The sequence below is a fragment of the Nonomuraea cavernae genome (assembly GCF_040655715.1).
Classification (GTDB): domain Bacteria; phylum Actinomycetota; class Actinomycetes; order Streptosporangiales; family Streptosporangiaceae; genus Nonomuraea; species Nonomuraea cavernae_A.
Genome location: NZ_JBFAKL010000001.1, coordinates 126173 through 138419 on the forward strand (window position 1 = coordinate 126173; position 12247 = coordinate 138419).

Below are 12247 nucleotides of genomic sequence, written 5' to 3' on the forward strand. Positions count from 1 at the left end.
GGTGTCTGCCATGTCTGATCATTCGTCGATCACCGATTCGCAGGTGCTCGCCGCCATGGCGCACCCGTTGCGCCGCCGCCTGCTCGACCTGCTGAAGGTCAACGGGCCTGCCACCGCGAGCACGTTGTCCCAGCACACCGGGGAAGCGGTGGGCAACATCAGCCATCACCTGCGCGCGCTGGCCGGGGCCGGCCTCATCGAGGAGGCGCCGGAGCTGGCTCAGGACCGGCGCGAGCGATGGTGGCGCCGCACCTCGCAGAAGCTGCGCTGGTCGTCCAACGACTTCATCCACGACGCCGCCGGCGAGGCGATCGCCCGAGCTCTCGAATCGATGAACCTGGAGCGGCAGACCGGCCACGTCCGCCGCTGGGCGGACCAGCCACAATCCGTCCAGGAACGCTGGCCGCACGGTCCCTTCTCCACCGAGACCTGGCTCCACGTGACCGACGACGAACTGGCCGAGTTCGCCGCCGAGATCATCGCTGTGATGACCCGATGGGCCGACCGCGACCTGCCCGACGACGGAAGAGAGCGCGAGTCCGTGTTCGCCTTCGCCCGGGCGGTGCCGGGCCGGCTATGACCACCACCACCCGCGCCACCCCTGCCACCCGGCCGCCCCGGTTCGGTCTGCTCCGCGAGCGTGACTTCCGGCTGCTCTGGATCGGCGAGAGCGCCAGCAGCCTGGGCAGCGCGGTCACCGGCGTCGCCCTCCCGCTGGTCGCGGTGACCGTGTTACACGCCTCCGCGTTCACGGTCAGTGTGCTCACGGCGGCCACGTGGCTGCCGTGGCTGGTCATCGGCTTGCCCGCGGGCGCCTGGGTGGACCGGCTCTCGCGGCGCACGGTGATGCTGGTGGCCGACTACGTGTCGATGGCCGCCTTTCTCAGCGTGCCGGTCACGGCCGTCCTGGGCATGCTGACCACCGTCCAGCTCATCGTGGTCGCCCTGGTCGCGGGCACGGCGAAGGTGTTCTTCGCGACCGCCTACCGCGCGTACCTGCCCTCCCTGGTCCCGGGCAAGGATCTGCTGGAGGCCAACGCCAAGCTGCAGGGCAGCGAGCAGGTGGCCAACCTGGCGGGGCCGGGCGTGGCCGGAGTGCTCGCGCAGGTGTTCTCGGCCGTCGGCGGGCTCCTGGTGGACGCCGCGAGTTTCGCCGTCTCCGCCCTCTCCCTGCAGCGCATCAGGCACCGGGAGGTCATCGAGCGGGCCCCGCGGCGACGGCTGCGCAGCGAGATCCGGGAGGGGCTGCGGACGGTCGTGGCCGACCCGCTGCTGCGCGGCAACATGCTCTACGGGTGCGTCGCCAACTTTGCGCTGACCGGCTACGCGTCCCTCCTCGTCGTCTTCCTGGTCGGCGACGTCGGGCTGAGCCCGGGGACGACCGGCGGGCTGATCGCCGCGACCAGCCTGGGTGGCGTCATCGGCGCCTTCGCGGCGCGCCCGCTGGCGGCGCGGGTGGGCAGTGCCCGTGCCGTCCTGATCGGCAAGGCCGGGCTGGCCCCGGTCGGCCTGTTCATCGCGTGCGCCGATCAAGGGGTGATGCTGGTGCCGTTCGTCATCGCCGGCATCGTGATCATCGCCGGTATCGTCGCGGGGAACGTGATCTTCTCGGGGTTCGTACAGGGCTACGTGCCCACGACCCTCATGGGGAGAGTGAGCACCAGCAGCCAGGTGGTCAACTACGGCGCGATGCCGCTGGGCGCCCTGGTGGCGGGGACACTGGCCGTCGCGTTCAGCGTCAGGGGCGCACTGTGGATCATGCTGGGCGTCTTCGCCCTCAGCGGGCTGATCCTGCTGGCCACGCCGCTGCGCCGGCTGCGGGATCTGCCGTCAGGACAGATGGAGCCGCCCGCCAAGGGCTGACGGTCGAGGGGGCGCGCACTATGACGCGTCCACGAGGTGCCGCCATCCTTGCGGGCTGAGCGCGTACGCGGCCACGCTGCCTGAGGCGAACCACCGCCAGGCGTCCGGGCGCGCGAGCGTGGCGCCCGCGGCGAGCGCGAGCAGCAGTGTGCCGCGCGGATCGAACCCCGGCATGAGCTCCTCCCTGCTGCCCGCGTAGTCACGCCGGCGCAGTGCGGCGGACGTGAGTTCGCCCAGCACCGCCCTGCGCCGCCCGGAACGCTGAGCCGCGCCCAGAACGGCCAGCAGCAGCTGATGGGTGGCCACGTCAGGGTTCGCGGAGGGCTGCGGGGTGGGCGTGCGGTCACGTGCGAGGTCGAGCAGCGGCGTTATGAGATCCACCCCGGACAGCAAGGCGTTCACCGGCTCGACCAGCCGCGGGTTGAGGTCGATGAACACCGGTCCCTTCTCGCCGAGGATGACGTCCGCCGACAGCGCGCCGTGCCACCGAAGCTCACTTCCCAGCTTCGCCAGGTGCTGACGTACGGCGGGCAACGCGATGCCTCGCTTGCGGCTGGCGCCGCCCCGAGCCCCTTCACCGGTCCGGACACAGGCGTGGAAGGCGACCAGCTCGCCTGCCGCGAACACCGACTGCACCATCACCAGCGGCCCGGGCACCTCGCGCTGCACGAGCAGCGGCTCCCCGGCCGACCAGACGGGATCACTCAGGTCGGCGCGCCGGGCCAGGCGCCGTACGCCGCTGGTGGCGGTGCCGATCGGCTGCTTGAGGTAGGCGGGAAAGGCGTCCCACGCCGCCCACTCCCGCGCGCCGGTGATGACCGCGGACCGCGGCTGCGGCAGCCCGAGCCTGTCCAGCGTGGCGAAGGCCGACACCTTGTCCTGCACCATGGCCAGCGCGGCGAAGGGCGGCACCGCGGTGGCCACCTTCCGCTCCCGTAACCGGTCCGTGGCCCGCGACAGCACCGCCACCTGCTCCTGGGTCGGCAACAGCACGTCGAAGGCGCCGGCCGCGTAGACGGCCAGGGCCGCCTCCAGCCAGCCGAACGGATCGCGGCCGAAGGCGGGCACGCGGTGAACCCGGCGTACGTGCCGGGTGAAGGCGCAGATGCACAGCGGGTCGGGGGACAGCGCCTCGACCACGTGTCCGGCCCGCGACAACAGCGTGGCGCACTGACGCGAGGTCAGCCCCGCCGAGCGCCTCGACGTCACCCCGATGGCCCTCTACCGGCACGTCGCGGGCAAGGACGACCTGCTCGACGGGCTGGTGGAGGCCCTGCTCACCGAGGTGCCGCCACCGGCCGCCGGCCTGCCGTGGCAGGACCGGCTGAAACACCTGGCCACCGCCCTCAGGAGCACGGCCGCCCGCCACCCCGCCGTCTTCCCGCTCCTGCTGCAGCGGCCCGCGACGACCGAGCACGCCCGCCAGGTACGCGACGGCGTATGCGCCGCCCTGCGCCAGGCCGGGCTGGACGCCGAACAGGCCGCCCGCGCCGAACGCCTCATCAGTACCGCCGTGCTGGGATTCGCCGCGAGCGAAGCCGCGGGCCGCTTCGACCACCACGCCCAAGACGTACGAGACACGGACTTCGCCTGCCTCCTCACCGCCGCCCACGCGGTCATCCGGGCCTGTTCTCTCCCATCTGACGCGCTTGCTGTATGAATGATCGCGACTGCGGTGGTTCAGGGCTCCGAGTCCATCTTGTGGAGCCCTGAACCAGGAGAGGGAGGCGGACCAGATGGCGGAACGGGCGATCTCTCCGGTCCTGGTCGGGCGCGAAGAGGAGCTGGACCGCCTGGTCGCCGCTGTGAGCCGGCCGCCCGCCGTCGTGGTGCTGGAGGGCGAGGCCGGCATCGGGAAGAGCAGGCTGCTGGCGGAGATGGCGGCGCGCCCCGAGTTGGCGGACCGGCCGCTGCTCAGCGGAGGCGCGCGGCGGATCAGGGAGCCGTTCCCGCTGGGCCCCCTGGTGGAGGCGCTCCGCGGCACGCACGACCTGCTGGTGCGGGCCAAGTTGTCGCCGGTGGCGGGCGCGCTGCGCGGGCTGCTGCCGGAGCTGGCGTCCGTGCTGCCGCCCGCGCTGGAGCCGCTGGACGACCGGGCGGCCGAGCGCCACCGGCTGTTTCGCGGTCTCATCGAGGTGCTGGGAGCGCTCGGCCCGGTGGTGCTGGTCGTGGAGGACCTGCACTGGGCCGACGAGCAGACCGTCGAGTTCCTCGCCTACGCGCTCGCGGTCCTACCGGCCCGGACGTCGGTGGTGCTCACCTACCGCGGCGAGGAGGCCGGCGCGCTGGTCCGGGAGGCGACGGGGCGCCCGGCGGACGCCGTCCTCCACGAGTACATCCTGCTGAGGCCCCTGGACGTGGGGCAGACCGGCGAGCTCGCGGCCGCGATCCTCGGCGAGGCGGGCGTGACCGCGGACTTCGGGGCGCACCTGCACGAGCTGTCGTCGGGGCTGCCGCTCGCCGTACAGGAGCTGATGGCGCTGCTGCGTCAGCGGGGCGCGTTGATCAGGCTGCGCAGCGGGCGGTGGGCGCGCAAGGCGGTGGCCGAGCTCGACGTGCCGCCAGGGGTGCGCGACTCGGTGCGGGAGCGGGTGGCGCGGTTGCCCGAGACGGCGCGGGCCGTGGCGGAGGCGGCGGCCGTCCTCCAGGTGCCGGTGCGGCTGGAGGCGCTGGCCCAGGTGAGCGAGCTGCCGAAGGCCGATACCGTGGCCGGGGTCGACGAGCTGCTGGTCTCCGGCCTGCTGGCCGAGCAGGCGGGGTCGGTGGCCTTCCGGCACGTACTGGCCGCTCAGGCGGTGTACGGCGGGATCCCGCTCGGGCGCCGGCAGGAGCTCCACGCTCGCGCGACCCTGGCCGTACGGGCGGTGGAGCCGGTGCCACTCGGCCAGGAGGCCCACCACCTGCGCCAGGCCGGTCGGCTGACGGACTGGGTGGAGGCCGCCGACCGGGCGGCCGAGCAGGCCTCGCAGCTCGGTGACGACGCCGAGGCCGTCCGGATCCTGGAGGATGTGCTGCGCGAGGCGCCGCTCGCGCCGGAGCGCCGTGGTCTGCTGGCGGTTCGGCTCGGCTGGGCCGCCGCGCAGGTGCTGCGCCCGCCCGCGGTGATCGACCTGCTGTCGCGGGCGCTGGAGTCGGAGCAGCCCGGGCCGTTACGCGGCCAGCTGCACTTCCTGATCGGCCTGCTCCAGGAGCGGCTCGGCGAGGACTCCGGCGTACAGCGCCGCGCCCTCGCCGCGGCCGTCGACGACCTGGGCGACCTTCCCGCGCTCGCGGTGTGGGTGATGGCGTCGCTGGGCCGGCCGATCGACGCGAGCGTGCCGCTGGCCGAGCACCTCGTCTGGCTCGACCGGGCCCTGGACGCGGTGCCCACCATGGACGACCCGATCGAGGAGGTCTTCGTCCTCGGCAAGATCGCGACCTCCCTGGCGGGTTACGGCGATCCGCGCTGGGTGGAGCTGACCGAGGAGGTGCGCCGCAGGAGCGGCGGGCGGCCGCGGCACCGCCAGGAGGTGGGCGCCTACCGGTCCATCGCGGAGAACGCCTGCCTCGCGGGCAACTACGTGGCCGCCGAGCAGTTGCTGACCGCCGCGATGCGGGGCGCGGAGGACGAGGAGTCGTCGCGCGAGCCGCTGGCCCGCTGCCGGCTGGTCGCGCTGCTGCTGGCCTGCTGCCGCGGCGGCTGGGACGGCTTGGAGCAGGAGACCGCGCTGCTGCTCGACGAGTACGGCGGGCGCCCGTTCGACCGGCTGTCCGCCGAGACGGTGTCCGCCTGCCTGGCCCTCGCGCGCGGCGATCTCGACACGGCCAGGCGCGAGCTGCCCGACGTCGCGGGTCGTGCGCTGGACCTGGGCAGCTACGAGCTGCTTCCGCTGTCGGTCACCGGGTTCCTGCGGCTGTCCGCCGCGAGTGGTGAGACCGAGGCCGCGCTCGCGGCGGCCGGGGCCGCGGTCGCCGTGTGGGACATCAAAGGGCTCTGGCCGCTGGCGGTACGCGCGCTGCCCGCGCTGGCCGAGGCGCTGGTGGCGACGGGCAGGCAGGACGAGGCGGCCGCTCTGGTGGACCGGCTGTCCGTGCGGCTCGACGGCCTGGACGCGCCCGTGGCCGCGGCCGCGCTGGCGCACGCGCGCGGGCATCTCACCCCTGAGGCCGCGGACGCCGCGGACCGCTTTCTCACCGCCGCGTCCGGCTACGACCTGCTGGGGGCCCCGTACGAGGCGGCCCAGGCCCGCGAGCTGGCGGCGGGACGGCTGTTCGCGGCCGGCGACCCGCGCGGCGAGGAGCCGCTGCGGGCGGCGATCACGGCGTTCCGCGACCTGGCCGCCCGGTGGGACCTGGACCGCGCCGCGCAACTGGCCCGCAGGCACGGGGTGACGGTGAGGGGCCGCTACCCCGGCGGCCCGCAGGGCTACGGCGCGGACCTGTCGCCCCGGGAGCGGGAGATCGCCGAGATGGCCGCCGCCGGGCTGACCAACCGGGAGATCGGTCGGCAGCTGTTCGTCTCACCCAGAACGGTGGAGAAGCACCTCGGCGCCGCGCTGCGCAAGCTCGGCCTGCGCTCCCGGGTCGCCCTCGGCGCGCGCCTCGGGGTCGAGCACCCCCGTAGTGCCCCGCCCGGCGCGAATGGGGTGTCCTACCCATAGTCCCCATGGGCCGTACGGACGACGCTGATGGCATGTCCGAAACCGACCTCACAGATGGCGACCCGGCCGACGCCGACGCCGATGAGAAGGGACCGGCGGCCCCGCCGGACAAGCCGGTGATCGAACCACTCGACGACGCCCCCGAGGGCTTCGAGCCGGTCTGATCCTCCCCCCACCGCACCCCGAAAGGGCAAGTCCCGCATGTCCCCACGCAGATCCCCGCATGATCCCCCCTCTTTCCGGCTAGGCCGTAAAGGCGCGCTCCTCGCGGGCTCGGCCCTGCTGCTGGGCGTCCTCGCGGTGCCCAGCGCGTCGGCCGCGGCCCAGGAGCCGGAGCCCGCGCCCAGCACCGCGACACCCGGCCAGGTCACCGATCCGATCGCGCTGACCGGGTTGGGCACGGGTGACCGCACGGTCACCCTGATCACCGGTGACCGGGTACGGCTCAGCGACGCCGGCGGCGGCAAGTACGCCGTGCGCCCCGAGGCGGGCGTCCGCCCCGACGGCACCAGCGCCCACCTGTCCACGCTGGCCACCCCGAAGGGCGTGTACGTCACCCCCAGCGACGCCCTGCCCGCCATCAACGCCGGCCGCCTGGACCGGGAGCTGTTCAACGTCACCTACCTGGCCGAGAACGGCTACACCGACGACAAGACCAGGCAACTGCCCGTCATCGTGCAGTACCCGCCGCAGCACACGGACAAGGCCGTCGCCTCGGCCGCCAAGGCCATCCCGGCCAGCGAGCCCGTGCTCACCCTGGAGAGCGTCCACGCCTCCGCGCTCCAGGTCACCAAGGCCGAGGCGAGCGCGTTCTGGAGCGCGGTGCGGGCCGTACCCGACAGCAAGGGCGCGAACGGGCTCGCCGGGCCGGCCAACGTGCCGGACACGCTGCGCGGCGACATCGCCAAGGTGTGGCTGGACCGCAAGGTCAAGGCCGACCTCGCCGAGAGCGTCCCGATGATCGGCGCGCCGCAGGCGTGGGCAGGCGGCCACGACGGCGCCGGCGTGCAGGTCGCCGTCCTGGACACCGGCGTCGACGCCGAGCACCCCGACCTGGCCGACCGGATCGCCGACAGCAGGTCCTTCATTCCCGGCCAGGAGGTGCGGGACGGCCACGGCCACGGCACGCACGTCGCCTCGACCATCGCCGGCTCCGGCGAGGCCTCGGACGGCAGGCACAAGGGCGTCGCGCCCGGCGCCCGGCTGATCGTCGGCAAGGTGCTGTCCGACGAGGGGCAGGGCCTGGACTCCGAAATCATCGAGGGCATGGAGTGGGCCGCGGCCTCCGGCGCCAAGGTGATCAGCCTGAGCCTCGGTGGTGACGCCACCGACGGGACCGACCCGATGAGCCAGGCGGTCAACACGCTCAGCGCGTCCTCCGGCGCGCTGTTCGTGATCGCCGCGGGCAACACCGGCGCGGCGGGCGCCGAGACCGTCGCCACCCCCGGCACGGCCGACGCCGCGCTGACCGTGGCCGCCGTGGACAAGAGCGACGGGTGGGCCACCTTCTCCAGCCAGGGACCGCGGATCGGCGGCGGACTCAAGCCGGACATCGCCGCCCCGGGCGTGGCCATCGCCGCGGCCCGCGCCGCGGGCACCTCGATGGGCAGCCCGGTCAACGAGCACTACACAGCCGCGAACGGCACCTCGATGGCCACCCCGCACGTCGCCGGAGCCGCCGCGATCATGGCGCAGCGGTATCCGGACTGGACGGGCCCGCAGATCAAGGCCGCGCTCATGTCGACCGCCAAGGACGACGCGCTCAGCGTGTACAAGCAGGGCTCCGGCCGCGTCGACGTGACCAGGGCGTACACCCAGCAGGTCTTCGCCACCACCGCGGGGATCGACTTCGGCGCCATCGAGAGCGGCGCCGAGCCCGCGACCAGGGAGCTGACCTACAGCAACCTGGGCGGCCGGCCGGTCACCCTGACGCTCACCCCCGGCCTGAGCAGGTCGGACGGCAGCGCGGTCAAGGACGGGCTGAGTCTCGCCGAGACCACGCTCACCGTGCCCGCCGGAGGCACCGCGACCGCCACCGCCACCGCCGACCCCAAGACCCTGGCCGACCTGGACAACTACACCGGCGCCATCACCGCGACCGCCGACGGCGTCCAGCTGCGCACCCCCGTGGGCGTGGTGCGCGAGGTGCCCAAGGTCACGCTCACCGTCCACACCCTGGGCCGGGACGGCAAGCCACGCGACCCCCTGGCCCAGGACACCATCGACGTGTCCGGCGACAAGGGCGTCCTCGGCGGTGTCGCCCTGACCGCCGAGGGGACCACGGTCACCCGCGTCCCGCAGGGCGTCATCAGCGTGACGCAGGTGCTGAGCTGGGTCGGCGACGACGAACGGGACAACCTGGCGCTCCTGTCCGTGCCCGAGCTCACCGTCACCGGGGACACCGAGATCACGCTCGACGCCCGCAAGCTGACCGAGGTCCGGTTCACCACTCCGCAGCCAGCCGAACCGTTGAGCAACGTTCCCTACGTGGCCTACCAGCGGACCGTGGCCAACGGCGGCGCCTACATGGGATTCACCTGGCCCGCCCGCACCTGGTCCCGGCTGTGGGCCCTGCCCACGGAGAAGGTCACCAAGGGCGCCTTCCGCTTCCACACCCGTTTCACCCTCGGCAAGCCTGAGGTCGAGCTGAGCATGCGCGGGCGGGACGGGCTCACCCTGCACCCGGTCTCCGCGCTGCACGGCTTCAACACCTACGGCGTGCACGAGCAGTACGACGGCTTCCCCGACTTCCGGCCGTTCACCGGCACCCGCGAGCTGGAGGTCGTCGACGTCGGCGAAGGCAGGCCCGAGGACATCGCGGGCCGCGACCTGCGCGGCAAGCTCGTCCTCATGGAAGCACCGATGTCAGCGGGCCTGTCCGGACCCATGTGCGGAGCCCAGATCGAGCGGATCGGCCCGATCCGCGACGCCGGCGCGGCCGGGATCGCGTACTTCCCGCAGCCCGGGACCGGCTGCGCGATCCCGCTGAGCATCACCCAGGCCCCGTTCAGCGGCGAGGCCAAGCCCATCGGGGTCCCCACCGTGTCGCTGCCTTCCCGCGATGGGCTCGGACTGCGTGACCGGCTCGCCGGCGGCAAGCGGGTCATCCTCCGGGTGACCGGCACGGAGGAGTCGCCCTACACCTATACCTTCGCCCCGTACGAAGAGGGCCGGGTGCCCCGCTCGCTGCACTACACCTTCGCCGAGCGCGACCTGGCCCGGATCGACGTGGACACCCACACCGTCGCCCCCGCGCGCTACAACGACTGGCGGTACGCGCAGAAGCCCGACGACGTCATGCCGATGTCGACATCGGTCTCCGGGTGGGGCGGCCCCCGGCTCACCCTGCGGGAACGCCGCGACTGGGTCGGACCGCTCGACTCCGGGATTCTCTGGTCGCACGGCATGGAGGAGATGAGCGGCGCACCGGCTGACAGCCGGGTTCCGCAGTGGGCTCTGGAGGTGTTCGACAAGCCGGTCCGCACCCAGCAGTCCTGGCTGACCACCCCGTTCACGCCCGGGACCGCGACCGGCTCGGACAAGGTCTACAAGCTCGCCAAGCCGGGCGCGAACCTCGGCTCGTACTTCCGGTGCATGATCTGCGTCCAGGGCGACCGCCTGTGGGCGGAGTTCGAGCCCAGCTACGGCTCGCCGGGCACCAGGAAGTACAGCGGCGGCTACTGGCCGACGGACGACCTGACCAAGCCGGGCTTCGACGTCCGTCTCTACCAGGACGGCAAGGAGATCCCGCGTACCAGCGCCGGCGGCACCACCATCCTGCCGGTCTTCACCCTGCCCGAAGGCCCTGGCAGCTACCGGCTGACCGCCAAGAACGACCGGAACGACACCGAGTGGACCTTCACCACCCCGGTCACGGCCGATCCCCTGCCGGGATCCTTCTGCTCCCTCCAAGCGTTGTACGGCGCGGCGGAGCAGTGCGAGCCCGCCCCGGTCGTGTTCGTCAGCTACGACCTCGGCGACACCCTGGACGCCCGCAACTCCGTCCGCGCCGACCGTAAGCACACCTTCACCGTCTCCCCCTACCACTCCCCGTCCCCCTCCAAGATGCCTGACATCGCCGGCCTGAAGCTGTGGGCCAGCACCGACGACGGCGCCACCTACACCTCCGTCTCCGTCAAGCGCGACAAGGACGGGACCTACACCGCCACCACCCGCTACCCCGCCCTCAAGCACACCAAGGGGGCCGTGACCCTCAAGGTCGAGGCCTGGGACAAGGCGGGCAACACCATCAAGCAGACCACCGTCCGCGCCTTCGGCCTCCGCTAGCACGCGCGTGACCCCGGGCCACGAGGGTGGCCCGGGGTTCACGTGTCGTCATCCAGGAACGAGCCGCGGGCGCTGGGCGTCAGCTCCCGTCGACACCTGGTCGCCGGCGTCAGGCCCGCCGGTAGGTCAGCTGCAGAACCCCGCTGGAGAAGGTCGCGGAGTGGACCAGTCGCAGCGGCATCCGGTCACCGTCGTGCGGGAAGAGCCGCTCCCCGCCGCCCACCACGATCGGGTGGACCAGCAACTGGAGTTCGTCGAGCACGTCGTCGCGCAGCAGTGACCGCACCAGGGTGAGGCTGCCGCTGACGGTGATGTGCCCGTCCCGGTCCCGCTTGAGCGCGGCCAGCTCGGCGGACACCTCTCCCCGGATCACGGTCGAGTTGTGCCACTCCGGTGACGTCAGGGTCGTCGAGGCCACCAGCTTGCGCATCGAGTTGATCCGGTCGGCGAACGGCACCTCGCCGCCCCTGCCGGGCCAGGAGGAGGCGAACACCTCATAGGTTCTGCGCCCCAGCAAGAGCGTGTCGGCCCCGTCGAGCTGTTCGGCGACCGCAGCCGCCATCTGGTCGTCGTGGTAGGGAAAGTGCCACCGCTCGGGCGCCTCCACGACGCCGTCCACCGACACGAAGAGCTGCGAGACGATCTTGCTCATGCCGCGTCCCGCGTGAAGAACTCGGCCAGCACGGGGGCGATGGCCTCGGGGGCCACGTTGTGGGGCTGGCCGGTCAGGCTGACCCGTCGTGCGTCGGGCAGTGCCTCGGCGACAGCCCGCGCCGCACTGCTCATCCAGGGGATCGTTTCACCGTCGATGACCAGGGCCGGCACCGCGACGCCCGCCAGCCGGTCGGCGGGCAAGGAGAAGTCGCCGGTGATGGTGGCGTCGTAGATGAGCGTGTGCGCCACGGACTCCATCGCCGACCAGCCGGGGAAGTCCCGCATCGGGGTGACGAACTCGGCCGGCAGGCCGGCGGCGGCGGTCAGGAACAGCTCGCACATGTCACCCCGGCGGTCCGCGGCGAGCAGTTCGACCAGCTGCTCGCGGTAGTCGGCGGGCACCGGAGGGCGGGTGCCGGGCAGGATGTAGGGCGCCTCCCACACCGCCAGCCTGCCGATGGCGAGCCCGCGGGCGGCGGCCTCCAGGGCGATCATGCCGCCGCCGGAGGTGCCGTACACGTGCGCCGACCCGCCGGCCTCGCCGATGATGGCCTCGATGTCCTCGAACTCGCGGTCCACCGCGTACGGGGCGGTGTCGCCGCTGTCGCCGCGCCCCCGGCGGTCGTAGTTGTAGACGGTGAGATCCTTGGCCAGCAGTTCGGCCAGGGGCGCGTTCGCCGACCGGTCGGTCGGGCCGGCGCCGATCAGGATGACCGCCGGCCCCTGCCCGATCCGGTCGAAGGCGATGGCGGTGCCGTCCTGCGAGATGACCTTGTTCATGAGGTGTCCTTCGTGTTCGCGCT

At 73.0% G+C, this 12247-nt stretch carries 9 protein-coding genes; 6 read left to right on the plus strand and 3 right to left on the minus strand.

What is annotated here, in order from left to right:
- Positions 1 to 10: 10 nt before the first annotated feature.
- Together AB0I38_RS00630 and AB0I38_RS00635 are read left to right on the plus strand one after the other, a co-directional pair.
- Positions 11 to 580, plus strand: a complete 570-nt coding sequence (locus AB0I38_RS00630; protein WP_358459575.1) for a helix-turn-helix domain-containing protein — start codon at positions 11 to 13, stop codon at positions 578 to 580.
- A complete protein-coding gene (locus AB0I38_RS00635; RefSeq protein WP_358459578.1) occupies positions 577 to 1863 on the plus strand; it encodes an MFS transporter in 1287 nt (428 codons plus the stop codon). The genes AB0I38_RS00630 and AB0I38_RS00635 overlap by 4 nt, the downstream gene beginning before the upstream one ends.
- Positions 1864 to 1881: 18 nt before the next feature.
- On the opposite strand, the gene AB0I38_RS00640 is transcribed toward AB0I38_RS00635, so the two are convergent.
- Positions 1882 to 3072 carry a hypothetical protein gene (locus AB0I38_RS00640; protein WP_358459581.1) on the minus strand — a complete coding sequence of 397 codons (1191 nt, stop codon included), beginning with the start codon at positions 3070 to 3072 and terminating at the stop codon, positions 1882 to 1884.
- A gap of 4 nt (positions 3073 to 3076) precedes the next feature.
- Between AB0I38_RS00640 and AB0I38_RS00645 the strand changes: the two genes are divergently transcribed.
- The 4 genes from AB0I38_RS00645 (at position 3077) to AB0I38_RS00660 (ending at position 10790) form a co-directional block, all read left to right on the plus strand.
- Positions 3077 to 3523 (plus strand): TetR/AcrR family transcriptional regulator C-terminal domain-containing protein, encoded by a 447-nt coding sequence (locus AB0I38_RS00645; protein ID WP_358459584.1) that lies wholly within the window; start codon positions 3077 to 3079, stop codon positions 3521 to 3523.
- Positions 3524 to 3599: 76 nt separating this feature from the next.
- Complete coding sequence (locus AB0I38_RS00650; protein WP_358459587.1) at positions 3600 to 6503, plus strand: helix-turn-helix transcriptional regulator; 2904 nt, start codon at positions 3600 to 3602, stop codon at positions 6501 to 6503.
- A 32-nt stretch (positions 6504 to 6535) separates the two neighbouring features.
- Positions 6536 to 6667, plus strand: a complete 132-nt coding sequence (locus AB0I38_RS00655; RefSeq protein ID WP_358459590.1) for a hypothetical protein — start codon at positions 6536 to 6538, stop codon at positions 6665 to 6667.
- A gap of 37 nt (positions 6668 to 6704) precedes the next feature.
- Positions 6705 to 10790, plus strand: coding sequence for a S8 family serine peptidase (locus tag AB0I38_RS00660; RefSeq protein ID WP_358459592.1), 4086 nt, complete (start codon positions 6705 to 6707; stop codon positions 10788 to 10790).
- Between the two features lie 109 nt (positions 10791 to 10899).
- On the opposite strand, the gene AB0I38_RS00665 is transcribed toward AB0I38_RS00660, so the two are convergent.
- A complete protein-coding gene (locus tag AB0I38_RS00665; protein ID WP_358459595.1) occupies positions 10900 to 11442 on the minus strand; it encodes a dihydrofolate reductase family protein in 543 nt (180 codons plus the stop codon).
- A complete protein-coding gene (locus AB0I38_RS00670; protein ID WP_358459598.1) occupies positions 11439 to 12224 on the minus strand; it encodes an alpha/beta fold hydrolase in 786 nt (261 codons plus the stop codon). Before AB0I38_RS00670 ends, AB0I38_RS00665 begins: the two co-directional genes overlap by 4 nt.
- Positions 12225 to 12247: the final 23 nt, after the last annotated feature.